We start from the raw sequence: 18,885 nt of genomic DNA, 5'->3' as shown, positions 1-18,885 counted from the left end.
TTATCTTTCTACAGGCACGGAGTTTTTGATAAAAAACATTCCGTCGAAGATGTTGGTCCATACGGCTGGCATAGGATGAAAATCAGCCAGACAGCCAGTTTGTACCTGTTTCAGCATAGCAGGCCCATTGCGGAGATCTAGCAATGCATATTCAAGTCCGCCAGCTACCAGTTCTGCTTCAATGCTACCAGGTTGTGGAACCGGTACATTTTCAACCTTCATACTTACATAATCTACGTATTTGCCAGCGGCGCCCGTGAACCCTAACGCATATATGTTTTTGCCGAAATGTTGTCTTAAGGTATGTCCCATTGGTACAAACGTATTGTAGAAGTTTGCCAGTGGCCCTTTAGCGGTATCATTTGCACTATTGGTAGCATTGGCAATATGACCGTTATGCGCCCAAACTATAATCTTTTTCCCTGGATAGGCATGTTCTGCGAGCCAGATAATATTCTCTGCCATCTGTTTATCTCTTACTGAAACTTCATTGCCAGTAACCATTCCCCAATACCTGGTTGTTTGCGAAATAATGCTGCATACTACCTGGTACCAGAAACCTTTATTGTCAAGGAAATTACTAACAGGTTGATTATCGTCGGCAAGCGCGGTTTTTAACTGGTGTAATTTTTCCAGGAAGATCTTCTTTTCTTCAGTGGTAGGTTTGAAGTCCCATTTTGCAAAAGTGTTTTCTGCAATGCGTTTTACCAGCCTGAAATTAGAATCTACCAGTTGCTGATTATGTTTGGCCAGATAAGCTTCGAAATCAGGAAAGAGATTGTGTTGTGCCTTTGCGCCACTGTGCTGACTTTCGAAGCCTGCTACCAGCAAAGGATTATTAGAGGTACTTTGAGCCTGGATATAATCAAATAATGGATACACCTGGTGGGTAGTGGCATACATATAGAAAAGACTTCCTGGCACTTCCTCCTTGAAGTTGCCGCCATGGATAGTGTTTTGCCAGATTTTAGCAACGTCGTAGAGGCCGCTTTCAAAGGCCAGCACTTCAAATCCTAACTTTTCATGGAGGTAACGGATAATCCTGGTTTTTGCTAAAAACGTAGAGCCTTCACCGTGAGTTTGCTCGCCGAGCATTACAATACGGCTGTTGCCAATCGCTTTTTTTATGGCTACCAGATCTGCATAACTGGTATCTGCTGGATCAATCGTACGGATAAGGTTTGCAGCTTGGGCGATATTACCAGATTGCTGTGCATAAGAATTTACGGAATAGAATAGCACCGTCAGCAAAATAGAGCATGCATATTTTACTGCCAGTAGGCTTGATTTTTTCATATCGTGAAGATTTATAGGTAGTAGTCGGTTCTGGTCGTTGAAAGTACCAACACCTAATATATTTAGTGTGTTATATTTTTAAGCTAACAATTCATGCGATCATGTGGATTTGTATCTTTGGATACACATCTGTCATCCATATGAAATACACTAAATTAGGCAATACTGGCCTTATTGTTTCCCGTCTATCTTTTGGCTCCATGACTTTCGGTAGTGATCCATCCATTCCTAGTATCTACAAGGTATCGATGGATGAAGCGAATGCTATGGTGACTAAGGCCTTTGATAGCGGCATTAATTTTTTTGATACTGCCGATGGTTATGCTGGTGGACAATCGGAAGAAATGCTTGGAAAGTTACTGGCTCCCAAACGCAAGGACGTTGTCATTGCTACAAAGGTAGGTTTTCGTACTGGCGCTCCCGTTACACAGGCAGGACTGAGCCGCAGGCATATCCTATATTCCTGTGAGCAGAGCCTGAAGCGGCTCGGTACAGATTATATTGATCTGTATATTCTTCATAAAGAAGATCCTTTCACACCTTTGGAAGAAACATTATCAGCGCTACAATCACTTGTTACAGCCGGAAAGGTAAGGTATATAGGATTTTCTAACTGGTCGGCCTGGAGAGCGGCCCTGGCTTATCAAATGCAGAAAGACAATGGCTGGGCCACCTTTTGCAATGGGCAGATGAACTATTCACTGGTAGGGCGCGATGTAGAACAGGATGTGGTACCGTTTATGCAACATGCTGGTATTGGAATGACCGTATGGAGCCCGCTGGCAAGCGGCTTTCTGAGTGGGAAATATACCCGCGAAAACCTCAAAGATGAAAATAATCGACTTTCTGGTTTTGATCTTTTACCTATGGACAAAGAGCAAGGCTTCAAGATTGTGGAAAAAATGCGTGAGGTGGCAGCAGGCTATAACGCTTCTGTAGCACAGGTAGCATTGGCCTGGTTACTTCGTAAGCCAGTTGTATCAAGTATTATCGTTGGCGCCAGCAAAATTCATCAGCTGGAAGATAACCTGAAAGCCATCGATGTACATTTGTCTGATAGTGATGTTACTTTGCTGGATGAGTTATCAAAAACATCTCCAGTATATCCTCACTGGTTTAATCAACAGTTGATAGATCCAGTACATAAGGAGATATTTGGATAATTGTTTTTAAATATTGCATAAGAGGTGGTAACAGTATTTTTACCACCTCTTATTATTAATATATAGTGCAAGAATTAGCATTTAAATTACCCGGCCTCTCAAACCTGCTATCACTGCAATTTTCGGATAGTCTTATTATCATACCGGATTACCATACTATCAGAAATTAATCAACTGTTTACAATTATTGCTCTCCTGTATAATTTCAAAAAAACCTGTGTTAGCTTGTGGAGAGAAATTGCCTGTGTCATACCCGTAAAAGACAAGAACAGTGATATAGAGAAGGCAGGCTCATTATCAATCAGAATCAATTAACTGTTTACTAAATGCGTAGTTCACCTGTAATGCTTCACTGTATGGTATTGCAGCCGTATTAATTGCTAATTAACCAATTGTTTTATTTGACAGAATTGCCAACGTTTCTGAACAGGATCTGTATGCCTGTGCATTAATAAATTTTGATCATGCCATACAAAGCTATCACATCATGAGATGTGGTACAGGAAAGTTTTTGCTATTTATTATATCAACCAGAATCCATTATTTAAATAACAAGTCATGAAAAAAAGACTTTTGTTAGCATTCATGCTATTAAGCTGTTTGCATTTGCTAGCGCAACAGCGAGCAATTAAAGGTGTTGTTACTGATGAAAAGAACGTTCCTTTAATCGGGGCCACCATTGTGCCTTCCGGACAAAAAGGAGGTGTTACTACCCAAGCTGATGGTACGTTTACACTCATGGTAAATGCGGATACCAAGCAGCTCACCGTTTCATTCGTATCTTATCTTACCCGCGAAATTATATTGAGTAATCAGAGCTTTTATCAGATAAGACTTACAGAAGATACCAAGAAGTTGGATGAGGTAGTTGTTACGGCTTACGGTACTACGCAAAAGAAAAGCTTTACTGGTAGTGCCGCTGTTATCAAAGCAGATCAGATTAAAGATTTGCAGGTATCTAACGTAACGAGTGTTTTGCAAGGTACAGCCAGCGGTATAATGGCGATCAGTAGCACCGGCCAGCCAGGAGAAGATATGACGATCCGTATTCGTGGTATCGGCTCTTACAATGCATCTGCATCACCTATATATGTGGTAGACGGTGCCATTTTTGGCGGAACATTGAGTAACATCAACCCCAATGATATTGAATCAATAACCGTATTAAAAGATGCTTCTTCTGCTGCTATGTACGGAAGTACAGCCGCTAATGGCGTTATTCTTATTACGACAAAGATGGGAAAGGGTAAAGCTAAATTTAATTTTACCAATGTTACCGGTTTTTCTAACAGGGCAGTGAAAGAATATAAATTGCTGAACCAACAGCAATTCATGGAACTCACCTGGGAGGCGCTAAAGAATGATGCTATCGCTGCCGGAGATCCTAATCCTGCGCAGAAAGCTACTAACATGCTGGTAGGACGTATTGACGAGTATAATCCTTATAACGATCCGCAACCTGTTGGCACTGATGGAAAGCTTAAAGCTGGGCTCACCCCAAGATGGAATGATAACTGGATGAATTCACTAACTAGAACGGCTAAACGAAATGAAACAATTTTGTCTGTGAGTGGTGGTAATCCGGAAGGGATAAGATATTTTCTTTCTGGTGGCTACTTATCAGATCAGGGAAGAGTGATAGCCTCTGATTTCAAACGTTACAGCACCAGGTTAAAGGTAGATAGTAAGATTAATAAATGGCTGAGTGCTGGCGGAAATATCAGCTTGTCTTATTCTACACAAAATTTTCCATATCAGGGCGATGCTTCTGCATCTAACGCACTGGCCTTTGCAAGAATGGTAGCGCCTATTTATCCGATATACCTGCGTGATCCCAATACTGGTGATGTTGCATTGGATGCATCCGGTAATAAAGTATATGATTATGGCGTAAATGGCCCTTGGAAAAGAAACTTCAATCCTGGCCAGAACCCGGTAGCAACTACTTATCAAAACCCTATCACCAACAATGCCTTTACCACTTCAGGAAATTTCTTTGGTGAAGCGATACTGGTACAAGGCCTGAAATTCAGAACACAATATGCGGTAGATTATTACAATTATATTGGCGATACATTCTGGAATCCTTTTTATGGAGATGGTTCTACTACTGATGGGTTGAGCTACAGAGGGCTGACTACTTCCTTTACAACAACGTTTACGAATACACTTACTTACGATAAGTTATTTGGCAAAGACCATCATATTAATGTGCTGGCTGGTACAGAAGCACGGGGCTATAATGCATCGCAGACCTGGGCACAGAGTACAGGATTTACTTTTGATAAGCCTACGCAAATCAACTATGGATCTACGTTTACAGCTGGTGGTTATAAAGATGCCAACAGAGTTGTCAGCTATATGGGAAGGGCGATGTATGATTTCAGAGATAAGTATCACCTGAGCATGTCTATCAGAAATGATGCGGATTCCCGCTTTGCCGAGAAGGTAAGGAATGGCGTGTTTTATTCTGTTGGTCTTGCATGGAATATCAATAAAGAAGTATTCCTGAATAATGTTTCTTTCCTCAGTGAATTGAAACTGAAAGCCAGCTATGGAACTACAGGTAACTCTAACATCTTAATAAATGGTTCTCCTAGTTATTTCCCATACATGGCAACGTATAGCTCAGGAGCAAATATCGGCCCGGATGCAGGTTCAACTATTAAGAATGTGGGTAATGACCAGCTTACCTGGGAAAAACAGGCCCAGCTTGACTTAGGCGTTGAATACGGATTCTTTGATAATCGTTTGTTTGGTAGCTTCGTCTACTATGACAGAAAATCCAAAAGTCTCATCTTCAACCGACCATTGCCGAATTCTACGGGTAATTCATCTGTAATATCCAATGTTGGCAGAATACGTAACTCAGGTTTTGAGATAGAAGTTACGTCTGTTAATATCAAACATAAAGATTTGGAATGGACAACGTCTTTTAATCTCTCCAGAAACAAAAATGAAATACTGGAAGTACCTGCGGGCACCACACTAGTAAAAGGTTTGAGTGCATATGAGTTCAGGCTGATCGAGTATGCCGGTGTAGATCCAACAGACGGTATGCCGATGTGGTACAAATTGGATAAAGATGCTAACGGCGCTACCACCAAGACTACTACCAAGAAATATTCCGAAGGGACGTTGCAATATGTAGGAAGCAGATTGCCGAAATATACTGGTGGCTTGACAAACACCGTTCGTTACAAATCATTTGACTTATCTGTACTGTTGTATTTCGTTGGTGGTGGAAAGATGTATGCCACAGATTATGCTAGTTTAATGCATTCATTTTACAGCGCCGGTGTAAATGCCTCTGCTGATTTGTTATCTAAGAGATGGCAAAGTGCCAGCAATCCTGGTGATGGACAGACACCTAAGCTGATGGCTACTACAGATTTAAACGCTTCTTCCAGCAGTACACGCTTTATGTATAACGATACGTATATGCGTGTACGTAATATAACGTTAGGATATCGCGTACCGGCAAATGTGCTACAGCGCACTTTCCTGGGCGGTGCGAGAGTATATGCTGATATACAGAATCCATTTACCTGGTTTGGCGGCCCTAAAGGAACAGATCCTGAAGCCGGTATCAATGCAGTGGCTTCCGGACATAATTCTACTGCCTTAAGAACAGTTTCTATCGGTGTTAATCTTGATTTTTAATCGGCAAACTTACTTACGATGAAAAAGTATCTCTTTAAAATATCCATACTGGCGGCTATGCTGACGATGACAGAAAGCTGCTCAAAAAGTTACCTGAATGATATTAAAGCGGAAAACGGAGATCTTACCTCTGAGATTCTGTTTACCACCAAATCAGGTGCAGTAAATGCTTTGACAGGCATCTATTATATTCTGCGATCTGAAAACTATAATGGTTATGGTGGTGATCCTAATAACTCTGGAAATCTCACCAACCGTGGTCTCAAAACAGACCAATTCTTCTTTGATGTGCGTGGAAATGATATCATCCCAACCACTAGCTGGTGGGGCAATGAATATAACTGGGCAGAGAACAGTTATGGTAGGATAGCGAATGGAAGCAGGACTTTACAGGTATGGGACATGTTTTATAAGGTGATCAACAATGCAAATGCGATCATCAAGAATCTTCCGGGGGTATCAGATGCGAGTGCAGAAGATAAGGCCGAGCTAAGCGCCGAAGCGGCTGCATTACGCGCGTATTCCTATTTCTGGCTGGCGAGAGTATACCAATACACTTATGCAAAAGATCCTAATGCCAAAGGAGTACCTATTTATACAGAACCTGGTATCAGTGGACATCCACGTGCAAGTATGAAAGATGTATATGCATTGATTGTAGCTGATTTGGAAAATGCAGTAGCGAAATTACCTGCAGACAGAGACAAGAAATACAGGATCAACAAAAATGTAGCAGCAGGGATATTGGCAGAAGTATATCAGGAGATGGCCATGGCAGATGCTACCTTGTGGCAAAAGGCTATAGACAACGCGAAAACTGCCTATGATGGTTTTCCATTAATGAGTAATGCCAGCTACCAGGCAGGGTTTAATGATTTGACAAATGAAGAATGGATTTGGGGATTTCCGGTGCCTGTAGACCAGACATTGAGCTATTACTCTTTGTTTAGCTTTATTGATCCGGTAGGAGGGTATTATCGCAATATTTATATCAATGAAGGCTTTGTGAATTTGTTTAGTGCTACAGATGCGCGCAAGGCTACTTTCGTACCTGTAACGCCTAATGCGAACTATCCATATCGCAAATATCAAACACATAAGTACCAGGCAAAAGAATCTATGTCTGGCGATATCTTAGTGATGCGTGCAGCTGAGATGCATTTGATAGAAGCAGAGGCGTTGGCGCAGCAGGGTAAAATTAACGAGGGTATTGATGCGTTGTATACGATACAATCACTAAGAGATCCTTCTTATACGAAGCCTGCTGGTTTAACAAAAGATCAGCTGATAGATGCGATATTATTAGAGCGTCGTAAGGAGTTATATGCAGAGATTGGGGCGGAGTTTTTTGATTTGAAGCGTTATCAGCGTCCTTTGCAGCGTACAGGAACACATTGGAGTGCAGTGTTGAACGTTCCTGCTACGGATGAGCGTTGGTTATTCCAGCTGCCACAGGCGGAAATTGATGCTAATATCAGCATGACGCCTGCAGATCAGAACAAATAAGTCAGTACTTTCCTAAAACATAACAACCCAAAACAATCGGCCAGGCAAAGAATTGCCTGGCCGATTGTTTTGGGTTGTTATACTCTCATATATTTCACCAAATATGGAGTAGTATCTTATTGTAAGCATTATTCAAGATGCTGAGGATTACACGGCTTTGATTCTTAAAAAAGGCGTAATTTGTTCCCAGCTTTTTCAAAAATCATGCTATTACGGAATAATTGTCGACAAGCTCTTTAATGAATCTTTGTTATATACCAACATTAATTTTGATACCTCCAAGCTGTCATATCCATTTTTATCTACATATATGCACTGTGGGCCGGAATTCAAAAAATAAAATTCTATCATTTTATTGGAACTGATAGAATTAGGAGCACCCAAGAGAAATTCTACTTCTTCCTTTGTCCGACCAATAATTTTTTCCTTATTTAAAATCAGTTTATTAGACAATATACTCCTAAGGCCTTTACAGCCTAAAGAATCAAATTTCCAATCTTCCTGTTTAAATCCACTAATACTAATAGGATTAGCTTGTTTTGCTTGTATCCCTAAACTTGAGCTATAAAGTAGAATAATCCAAAATAACATCTTATTCTGTTTTTGTATGATAAACGTTGCTTAATTTACCCAATTTACCCTTGCCGTTAATATACTCAATTTTATCAAGCCCTAAATGATTTATATCTTTTTGGGTAACAGTCCTCAGCTCAGGATTTAAAGTTCCCCCTGGTGCACCTGCACTGGCTTTGGGGTCATACTGGTATTCCTTATCAACAAGGCTACCTCTGGCAGCCATGATCCCGGGTTGCCCAATGGTTCTTTGATCTCTGATAAGTGGGTGATCAAGTCCAAAACCGTGACCGAATTCATGAGCTTCAGTTGTGGATCCATCAGCTTCAATATTGTTCAATTGGTAAAAACCTGTATTGCTACGAGGATCAGCAGAGCTTCCATCCATAAACGAAACACCATTAGGTACTTTTTCCTCTACTCTTATATAGTTGTTCTGTATATCGGTATTTTTTGCAACATCGTCGGCCGTCAACTTTTGGTTAAGACTTCCTTTAACAGAAAATTTTACCTTATATGTTTCTCCATTTATCGTGGTTACCCCATTGGCATTGTTCCATTTATTCTGAATATCTTTGGCTGTAGATTTCGCTAAACTTCTACTTGCAGCATCTCCATACATTATCAATTTAGAGTAAACAGTTATTGTTTTCCGTTTTTCATTGATTACAGGTTCTCCTGACGTTCCATCTGGATCTCTTCGATTTACCGGATCGTTATCCATACTGGCATAAGGAGACTGCGTTGCAAACTTACTTGCTAATGGATCTATCTGTATCCATCTTCCTATTTGTGGATCTTGTACCCTCGCCCCAAAATCATACAATTCCAATCCGCTTCCATCTCCAAACTCCTTACTTTGTAATTCTTTCCCATTATACTTCAGCTTATTTTCTGCATAGTTTGTCCCATGCAGTGCACTGGAACTGATCCCTGCAATCGTCAACCCAAATGGATAGTAGTGTGTTTCTTCCAATAATGGGCCTGAGGTGTGTTGAATAGCCAGGTTATCGAAATAGATATCCTTGTTGCTTTCATTACTGGTGTAAATATACAAAAAGCCAGATTTACTTATTGTAGCTTCGGCGGGAGCAAGTGTTTGTAGTTGGTCTGGTACTGCCTGTACCTGTTTAACGCCACTATTGTTATTAACCATTTTAAAATTGTCATCGAACAGTACATAGTTCAGATATGCTTTGGGCGAAGACGGTGTATTGAGACTATTTTCTTTATTTACCAGATTCTGATAGTCACCATTGTAGAAGTTTACGTTTAATGGGTCATTAGCTCCTGCGGTGCTTGCGTGGCTACCGGTTGTAGATGTTCCACCAAAGGCAAGCGCCAGATTAGCGATCATGGTTTCTGGAGTAATGCTGGACGAGGAGATGGGGCCATCAGATTTGTAAAAGGCATTCACACCAATTTTGACCTTATCACCTGCCATTACTTTTAAAATAATGGAAGCTCCGATTTTTTTATTGTCGCCGGATTGTGTCAATTTGGAGACGTACTTATTGGTTGTGTTGGCATCAGGATAGCCTGAAGGAACCAACGTTCTGGTTTCTCCGATTTCACTGAATAATGCTTCTTCTTTAACTGCATTATCTGACTCCATGGTAGCCACATAGTTTGATACATTACTGTTATCTGTTAGCACTACACGTACATTGCCGAGATGATCTTTTACAAAATAATCATAGGCGAAAACTATAGGATTGCTCTGGTCATAAATTGGGCGTATACGTCCATTGCTATGTGATACAAATTGCAACACATTGTCCTGATATTCAGTAGTCCCTTCATAATCTGTAATGATCGTTTTTTCTGGAGTAGCTATGCGGTCTGTGACTTTTTTGCTAATCTTTTCTCCCAAAGCTGTATACTGGTATTCTATTACTCCCTTGTTTTTTAACTCGATCCTCTCTGGAAGATTCAGAAAATTGTAATAGATATGGTCAATTTCTTTGTTGTTATCGAGGGTAAGGTTTCCGTTATTGTCATATTCATAATCTACCAATTGACCAGGAGTTTTTTCTGTAAAATCTCCGAGTGTACTTGATGGATTTTTAATACCATCGTCGACAGCTTTGAGTCGATTAGTGCCATTAAAATAGCGATAGGATAGTTGGTCAATAGGGGCGCCTGGCTTGTTAAACTGGTTCATACTGATGATATTCCCGTTTTCATCGTAGGTCAGGTTGTCCACGCTGAAATCTAACCCTGCTGAAGTATTCCAACCACCATTATTTTGAGTAAACGATGCTTTTGTTAATCTGTCAATACCATCATACAGATAGCCATATGATCGTAACTCATTATCACCGCGGGAACGCCATTTAATACCAGAAATATTACCATTGTAATTTTTGGTATCATAACCATAATCATATCTCAGCTGTGTGCCGAAATAATGGTCTACCCCACCGTTTTCAGTATAGCCTTTATTGATATCAGTGAGCCAACCCCTAACATTATAATTGTATTCGAGTGTTTCAAGCCCATTACCAAGTGAGGAAGATTTCAGGTTACCTGCTGCATCATACACAAGTGATTCTACTTCTTTCGGTGTACCATTATCCATCATTTGAATTGTAGTTTTCTGTTTACGTCCTGCGTAATCGTAATCAGAAACTGCCAACATTTGGATTGTTGACAGCCTTGCACTTTTGGGATTTGTTTGTTGCAAATAGGAAGCAATAAGTCTGCCATTAAAATCATACGAATTGTAAATAATGCTAGTTCCTCCTAAGGTGTTGTCAGCAATATTTTGAATAGTGGCTCCTTCATCATTATAATAAATTGTATTAGTAAGCCATTTTTCAGTACCAATTATTCTGACTTTTGTTCCAGTTAGTCTTCCCCTGGTATGTCTAGTACTTTCAGTGACAGCAATTGCGTTACCTGTATTTACTTTATTACAGTTTGCAGCATTAAAAGATTGGCTTTTGGAGAAGGTATAGTCGTCATAATAAGTAAACTGGAGAGGATATATATTGTTCGTCGCCAGACTCATCTGAGGCATATAAGTATTAGTAATGAGATTTTCACTTTTTGCAGTAGGATCTATTACAAAGTCGACATCATCAGCTTCCTTTGTTTCAAACCCTGACATAAGTGTTATACTGCCGGTTGCCAGATACTGGTTTCTGCCGTTATGTTGTGCGATTTCTAAATCGGCATCCACTGGAATTGAAAATGATATACTACCGGATGAAATTGTGTTTTCGGCCAGAACTTGAAGTTGTTCCCTGGTTTGAGAAGAGGTGTATAATGCTTTCTCAATTGGTCTGTTGAGATCATCATAAAAGTTCAATATCCATTGTCCTTTACCTCTAAGATTGCCATCACTCTGGAAAACAACCCGGTCCCGGGAATCATAAACTAATTCTTCTTGAAAAGCGCCTGGGACCTTTTTTATGATAAGTCTGTTTTTCCCATCATAATCATACCGAAAACATAATTCGTCCAACATATTTTCTGTATTTACATTCCAGTTATTAGCTAACAATGTTGCTACAGCTTTGGGCGTTATTACCCAGCGAAGATTACCCGCTATGTCATAAATATAATAAGTAGAGAGCCAGCCTGTATTGTTGATTTGTCCCTGGGTAAGTTCTATACGTTTTAAAATGATGTGGTTATTCTTGTCAGTGTAAGAAATAGTACGTTTCCCGTTTTCATTTGTCGTAATAACTTTTGTTAATTCTCCGTCTGCATACCAAGGCGTTGCAGGGGATGTCGGAATACTATTTGGAGTGACATCTACATTCCATATTCTTACTTCTTCGTTTGCAGTGTTTATATCTGAATTAGTAACGTTGCCTCTGTTGCTACCAGCCCAACTATTACCAGGTGCCAGTATTAAGGTTTTCAGATTGCGTGCGGAAGGCTCATAGATCGTTTCAGAAAAGAAAGTTTTTTCGCCTGGATATATAGTGCCGAGGGCCGTGCTTATTTCTCCATATGGATTAAATTTTATCGAGCCATCGTTGCCTATAGGTGCTCCAACATAGCTTAATGTTAGTCTGCTAAAATCGTCATATGAAAGCGTGGTCACCTGGTCTTTATTTCCAGGAAGCAGTTGTTTGTCAACTTTCTGAAGTAGCTTACCTAATCCATCATGGAATTGGGTTGTCAATAATACTTTATCGACGCCTTGTGTTAGTAGCCAGTTTCTATCAGTTGACGGTACGCCTGGTGTCCAGATACGGGTGATGTTAGGGGCCGTGATATATTGCCCTTGATAGTTATTGTCGATGTTACGATTCTTCGTTGGATTAGGTATGCTTTCAGTATTTGGTAATTGTGCCTTTACGGTAAAGGTTGGTATAGCGAGTAAGGACAGAAATAGTATTCTGACACCTTTAATAATTGACATATAAAGGGATTTTGAAGGATTAATACTGGGATATTTTCAAGGAAATATTATAGCCAAATTTTTTCTGGAATGTAGCAGTAGGAAGATCACCTGCCACGCCCGATATAGATTCAAACTGGCCAGCTGTATCTTCTGCAGAAAACTCCCAATTGATATTTTGTCCTGGAATGATATTGCTGGTGATAATATAGTCTGTTGCTACAGGAATCTGATAAGTATATTGGCCTGATTTTAACCCGGTCTTTGTTAATGTGTAATTCAGAGATGAACTACGAATTGTGAATGAAACAGTATTGTTGTTACTTAATCCTCCAACAGAAAGAGAAAGTGTTGTTGGATTACAAATACCAAGTGTATTGGCATTATTTTGTCCATTTGCAGAAATATCATTTTGTGCCATCAAATCTGCATCTTGCTGCGACACCTGTGATTTAAATTTATTAGCAGGTACAGTATATGTAACTTGTGAGCCCAATATATTTGGCCCACAATCCTTCCAAAAATTCTTAGATACTTCTTTATTATAGTAAGCATCCGGACAAACGCCATTGCGATTAGCATATTCGCGTGCATTCTGTTCCCAATCCGCAGCTGCCAGATCGTCGGCTGCCAGCTGAGAAATAGTAGAAGAGTATTTTCCAGCAGGTATGGTATACGATAATGGAACGCCCTGCTGAACCAGGGAGCAATTTGTCCTATACAGATACTTGGAATATTCCTTATTAAAATAAATGGAAGAAATTGTGCCAGGCACTATCTCCTCAAAAATACCAAGATACTGTTTACTGTTATTGAGAGACGCGGATAGCCTGTTGAAGTTATCATACTCGAAGTGTGCTATTTTCCCTTCGGGAGAATTAATCGCTATCAAATTACCTCTATTATCATAGGTAAAACTTGTCATCATCGCTTTTGATGGGAAGAGGTTTACTTCATCGATCTGATTGTTGTTTGGAGAAACTGTGATGGCATTCGTTTGGGTGATAGACCATTCATAATATTTCCAGGTACTGGTAATCGATTTGTTAACGCCATTTACACTGACACTACCCGAGCCCTTTGCCCAGAGTGCTACAACATAATTGCCCATTGGTACGCTTTTAGCCATAGTCCCTTTCAAAAGACTGCGTCTGCCAGAAAGGCCATCCAGAGATGGTATTGAGTCATATACCCATCCCCCCTGACTTGTTCCTTCGAAACCTGCATGTGCAATCTGTGATGTCATTGCATTGAGTGCACTCGCCTCTAAACTGTTATATGGACTCCATAGATAGGCGTGTGGAATACCATCCCTGCCAGTAAAGTCTTGAGGGGTACCATTAGCAGAATAACTGTTTACTGTTACTCTAGGATAAAACTGATTTTTTACAAGATCCCAATCGAGGATAGACGCAGTCAACACTTTGCCTGGAACAGAAAAAAATTGATAATTGTACCTTGCCTTGTTGATCAGCGTACCATTTTGCGATAGCTCTTCTTCAAGTAAAAATCCAGTATTGCCGTTACTCTTAAATAAATTTATTCCTTGCAATGCTTCCTGAGATAATCCCTGCAGTTGCTGATAATCATTAATGTAGCGTCTGCGAGTAGTCCTTTCCTGTCCGTTATTAATAATTTGATGGATTACAATTGGCTGGAGGTGATCTGCACGATCATTCTCATAGGTAACCAAATTTGTCAAAATTTTTGTTCCTGACCTAAGTTCTTCTGTTGTACTTGCTGTTTCAATGCCAATTTGTGACCAACTATCATGTGCATCAACCCCACGAATCCATGAGTCGCAAAATCCAATTAATACGGGATTTACTGAGAGATCTGTTATGCACTCTGTTTTGGTTTCATTTAACTGATATATACCCCTTATATTTCCGGTTTCATATACATTACTGTTTGATGCAGTAGATTGTACTACTTCATATTGTCCAGGGGCAATAGTTTTATAGATGGTTGTACGAGTGTTAGTAGGGTAGTAGGTATCATTGTGAAGAGAGCAATCTGTATAACTATCAGTCGTATGTTCTTCTCCTGTAACAGATTTCTCTTTAATTCTGATTTTATTATAGTAAAAATCTTTTACACGAGCTTCGTTGGTGGGGAAGTTCTCTGTCCCATAATATTTTACAGGACATAAACTGTTATTACTATTGTTTTTGGTTTTAACATAAACCGGAAAACTCGTAATATTACCTATTAACCCACTGTATTCATATTCCTTTACATTAAAAAGTCTGCCAGTAATATCCTTATCTTCAATGCGTTTGAGTCTGTAACCACCTGCATAATATTTAATGCCATTCTGAACTTCCGAATTAGGTTCATAATAGAAATTAGTTACACCCATAGTTGGATATTGAATGGCATTCAATATCCCGATGGGACTTTCATCAATTTCTCTGTTGGCATTTTGAAAGGTTACATTCCCGCCAGTTTGAGATAATAGTGATAATTGAGATCCCATTTTAAGGTAATCAAAAATGTCACGTGATTTCGAATTAATGGAAGGCAACAGACCAGAAGCATAAGCAAAAGAGTATACTTTCTGATCGGTATCTGTTGCATTTTTAAAAATTACTTTATCTAACCTTAACCGATTATCGCCCGGATAGGTGCCATAAACAAAATCTATTTTTTTAATTTGACTACCACTTTCTCTACTGATTATTTGTATGCTATTTAATTCGCGCTGCCAGATGGAGAGCGATGCATCAGTAGAATAGGTGAATCGAATAATTTCCGATGGAGTTATTATTTCCTTAACCAGACCAACTGTAGTACGGATATCCTTGTAGTTTGTAAGTGGCCCAATACTAGTTCCACATCCACAGTTGTCGCAAGTGCGGTCTCCAGAAGTTCCGGGTGCTTTCTTCTCTATGTAGTACTCGCCAGTTAATTGTGTATATTGAAGTGCATACGATTCATAGGAAAATGCTACTTGTTTACCATTATTAGTGAATAACGTTTTAAGACGCCAAGCCGAATTCGCATTTCCATCAATAACTCTTCCTGATGAAGAACCAGAGCCTGTAGAGTAGCCATGCACATAGGTTTGATCAGTTGGTTCAAGTAAAAAGCTGTTTCCGGTTTTATCGTTTATTGTAAACTGCGTAAAACCATTTGTATATCCAAAGGTATACGGCGCTTTAATAGTGGGGAGCAATTTATTGTTTGTATCAAAAAATATTGCACCGGTGCTTCCAGGTAAACTATAGTTATAGTTGTCCTGTTGGAGGTCATATCCATTATCACTGATAGCCTTTAATGTTGATTGCTGTTGCCCATACAAGAAATTGTTGGTGAGGTCTGTCGCAACGATATCAGTCATAAAATTAGCGTTCAAAATACCTTCACTCGTTTCATCCGGTCGATAATTTACAGTTCGGGAAATGTTAGCCCCAACATTGAGACTCCATTTTAGGCCTACCTCAGATGACAGATCTCCTGTTTTGATCCCGGAGGCATTGTAAGAGATGCTAATGGGTAGAGCTACGCCATCTACTTTAATCTCATGAATAGGGATTGAAATGTTCGGAAGCCCTTTGGACCCATTTATGGAGATTTTCCCATATTCGGTCATTTCTTCCGCCTTGGGCGACGTTGGTACCAACTTTTCAAGATCATTGATCGACTGTCCGTTAACTCTTAGGTTGAACAAGGTGCAAATTACTGTATATCCAGTAATAGCAAAGAGTTGCTTAAATTTCATAATAGATTGGTATAGAATAGATTTGGAAACTACTTCTTTTTTAAAATCTTCAATAATTAATTTATTCAAATAATGGTCTATGAAAAGATAGGCGAGTAGTGATTTCTCAGTACCTGAAATTCAATAGCAATTTTGGTTATCGTTTGTCTTTGTTCACTTCTCCTCAATTACTTTTATTGTCCTCTGAAACGCCCGTCCCTAAACGAAATTCGCCTGAATCTAGCAAAGCTAAATTCAGGCGAAATATGTTTTTAGTAGCCCGGACAAGGTTATTAAGTGCTGTCATAAATAATTGATTTTTATATAGTTAGAAAGTTGTTTTCTGCGTTGGGGTATGGTTTTGGGGAAAATTATTGGAGTCCATAAAAAAGGGTTAGTATAAACTAACACCCTTTTCAGGATTAGCGCTGAGCTACAGCAGATAATCCCTTTTTGATGGGCCTAACGGCGTCATCAAACAAATTAGCGTTTTCACATTTCAGCTCAATAGCAAAGAAAATAGACATAACGGCTATAGTAGCCATTATTAATAGCAGAACATTACAGAGGTATTTGTATACCCTCAATTCTGCTTGCAGCTGGATTTCAGTTGTGGATGGTGTTTGCATAATGTTCTTTTTATCGTGTCACCATGACCGGTTTTCGGTGTTGCTTAAAATAGGCCTTGTTTTCTTCTTCCATGCTTTCCAGCATTTCGGTCATGACATCCTGTATTTTTTCCACTTCCGCATTGCTCAATGGTGCAGGAAGAGTTTCAGAAAAGCGAGTTTTCCGGTAGAAGGTTGGAAGGCTCCAGCTGCATTCCATACAAATCCGATCCCTGAAAAGTGTGGGAAACTCTCCCATTAGCGTGTAAAGCTTACCGATATAGTTCCCTCGGAGCTGGGGCGTAGTTTGACGCATTGAAATTGGTTTTAGTTAAAATGAGTAAAATCAGATCAAATATAAACAGATTTTCCAAAATCGGTGAAATTTAGCCGTTTTGAGAATCATTCTGATCGGTAGTTTGGCATTATGAACTTTAAAGACCCAGATTATGTAAAGGCTTGGGGTGCGAATTTGCGTACTGTCCGTAAGAGAAAGAAAATGACAATTTTAGAGCTAGCAGTAGCAATAGAAGTGGATGAAAAGCAGATTAGGTTAATTGAGAAAGGAGATGTAAATACCTCTTTGGTGATGATTCGGGCGATATCACTTGCCTTGAATATAGAGCCAGGAGAATTATTTAATTTTTGATACCTACACGCGCGTAGTGACCCCGAAAAAATCTTCGTACGCACGTAATGACCTCAATAAAACCTTCGTAAAATTGATAAATGTGTCATCTTATGTCACTTTTTGAACCTTATATAGGTATCAGACACGCCTATACGGCCTATTTCGAAATCATCTCCCCAGACCCTTTTTATGGACTCGGAAAACTCCCCATTATAAAACTCTCCGTCTGGCCAAACAATGGTTTCACAATACCCGCCTGCTTCCAGCTCAAAAGTAAGTAGCTGTATACCTCCGGTATAAGCCCCAGGGCTTGAAATAACGGCCAGTGATTTTATTTCAAATGTCAGGTTTTGTACGGTGCATTTCAACACATTTTCATCAAAATGATGGACATAAGATAACCTATACCGGGTCAGAAAATCCCGTAAGTCAAGCCCATTGGCCCTTTCTTCAGCGGTCGCGTTTTTCTCTAATAGGTCAGATACCTGAACAAACATGAAATCCGATAGCTGTGTAGCTACCTGTTTCCATCTGTCGAACGCTTTACCATCCGTTGATAAATCGGGAAAAAGGACAACATTACGTCCATGTAGCGCTTTTGTGCGTTCAACGTTGAGATAGGATAAACTACCAGCAGCAAGCCAAATAAATTCAGGTAGGTAAACACTTGCAACGATGGCGGTTGCAGGCGCTTCAACGATGGCAACCGGTTTTGTAATGTTCTCTTTTAAAAGATGTTCACCAAACAGGCAACTCACATAATTGCTGCCTTGCTGTAAATAATCGGATAACCAGGATGGAATGTTTTTACCTTTGTGTTCATATAGATGCTTCAATATGGCATGTATCCAAGTAGTATGGGATCTGCCGGTATTCGATTTTATAGTGTGGCCAAGATGGTCAAATTGTTTAACCTGTCCGGCTCTAACCTTACCCCAAATATCTACCCACCAAAAAACAGTAGCCCCTTTCCAGCGACTCCCCGATGTACCTAATTGATAACATTTGATAAGTTCGAAAGTAGTAGCAGCACCAAAGAGAGTATCTAAATACTGTGTAAAATGATTGTATTCAAATCCTTGCTGGCTTTGTTGCAGGACTTCAATTGGAATATAAACAGCTGTTGTTTCTTTATACTGTTTGAGACACTGGTAAGGCTTTTGGATAGGATTACCGTTATTCTCCCCTTTTTTTATCTGTGCCATTGTGCCAAAATCCGGCTTCTTAAAGTAACCACAGTTGATTTCCCGATCACAACGGCCATATTCAGCCGGTAAGGTTTCATTGCCCAGGTTATCAATAAAGGGGACAAAGGTTTTCTTTCCACAGGCAGGACAGATGCGCTTTTTGCTATTTCGTTCTAAAGAGTATCTGTAGGAAGGCAT

The 18,885-nt window shown here is 39.8% G+C and carries 11 protein-coding genes; 4 read left to right on the top strand and 7 right to left on the bottom strand.

The window, feature by feature from the left end:
* Positions 1-1,296 (bottom strand): erythromycin esterase family protein, encoded by a 1,296-nt coding sequence (locus ACE38W_RS20340; protein ID WP_375833915.1) that lies wholly within the window; start codon positions 1,294-1,296, stop codon positions 1-3.
* A 140-nt stretch (positions 1,297-1,436) separates the two neighbouring features.
* Between ACE38W_RS20340 and ACE38W_RS20335 the strand changes: the two genes are divergently transcribed.
* From ACE38W_RS20335 to ACE38W_RS20325, 3 genes are all read left to right on the top strand, one after another.
* Positions 1,437-2,459: an aldo/keto reductase gene (locus tag ACE38W_RS20335; RefSeq protein WP_375833912.1), complete on the top strand. Its 1,023-nt coding sequence runs from the start codon at positions 1,437-1,439 to the stop codon at positions 2,457-2,459.
* Between the two features lie 558 nt (positions 2,460-3,017).
* The gene (locus tag ACE38W_RS20330) at positions 3,018-6,122 is read left to right on the top strand and encodes a SusC/RagA family TonB-linked outer membrane protein (protein ID WP_375833909.1); all 3,105 of its coding nucleotides are present in this window, start codon (positions 3,018-3,020) and stop codon (positions 6,120-6,122) included.
* Positions 6,123-6,140: 18 nt separating this feature from the next.
* Positions 6,141-7,628 (top strand): RagB/SusD family nutrient uptake outer membrane protein, encoded by a 1,488-nt coding sequence (locus ACE38W_RS20325; protein WP_375833906.1) that lies wholly within the window; start codon positions 6,141-6,143, stop codon positions 7,626-7,628.
* Between the two features lie 210 nt (positions 7,629-7,838).
* Here ACE38W_RS20325 and ACE38W_RS20320 read toward each other — a convergent pair whose 3' ends face one another.
* The 5 genes from ACE38W_RS20320 to ACE38W_RS20300 all read right to left on the bottom strand — a co-directional run bounded on the left by ACE38W_RS20320 (position 7,839) and on the right by ACE38W_RS20300 (position 17,185).
* Positions 7,839-8,219, bottom strand: coding sequence for a hypothetical protein (locus ACE38W_RS20320; protein ID WP_375833903.1), 381 nt, complete (start codon positions 8,217-8,219; stop codon positions 7,839-7,841).
* 1 nt (position 8,220) lies between these two features.
* Positions 8,221-12,579: a DUF6443 domain-containing protein gene (locus tag ACE38W_RS20315; RefSeq protein ID WP_375833900.1), complete on the bottom strand. Its 4,359-nt coding sequence runs from the start codon at positions 12,577-12,579 to the stop codon at positions 8,221-8,223.
* A 19-nt stretch (positions 12,580-12,598) separates the two neighbouring features.
* Positions 12,599-16,351: a DUF5977 domain-containing protein gene (locus tag ACE38W_RS20310; protein ID WP_375833897.1), complete on the bottom strand. Its 3,753-nt coding sequence runs from the start codon at positions 16,349-16,351 to the stop codon at positions 12,599-12,601.
* Positions 16,352-16,683: 332 nt separating this feature from the next.
* Positions 16,684-16,890: a hypothetical protein gene (locus tag ACE38W_RS20305; RefSeq protein ID WP_375833895.1), complete on the bottom strand. Its 207-nt coding sequence runs from the start codon at positions 16,888-16,890 to the stop codon at positions 16,684-16,686.
* Positions 16,891-16,900: 10 nt separating this feature from the next.
* Entirely contained in the window at positions 16,901-17,185 is a 285-nt protein-coding gene (locus ACE38W_RS20300; protein ID WP_375833893.1) for a hypothetical protein, read from the bottom strand.
* Between the two features lie 111 nt (positions 17,186-17,296).
* On the opposite strand from ACE38W_RS20300, the gene ACE38W_RS20295 reads away from it, so the two are divergent.
* On the top strand, positions 17,297-17,518 hold the full coding sequence (locus tag ACE38W_RS20295; protein WP_375833891.1) for a helix-turn-helix domain-containing protein: 222 nt from the start codon (positions 17,297-17,299) through the stop codon (positions 17,516-17,518).
* 95 nt (positions 17,519-17,613) lie between these two features.
* Here ACE38W_RS20295 and ACE38W_RS20290 read toward each other — a convergent pair whose 3' ends face one another.
* Positions 17,614-18,885: a DUF6371 domain-containing protein gene (locus ACE38W_RS20290; protein ID WP_375833888.1), complete on the bottom strand. Its 1,272-nt coding sequence runs from the start codon at positions 18,883-18,885 to the stop codon at positions 17,614-17,616.

Source organism: Chitinophaga sp. Hz27, assembly GCF_042263525.1.
Taxonomy (GTDB): Bacteria; Bacteroidota; Bacteroidia; order Chitinophagales; family Chitinophagaceae; genus Chitinophaga.
This window is presented reverse-complemented; position numbering and strand designations above follow the sequence as displayed.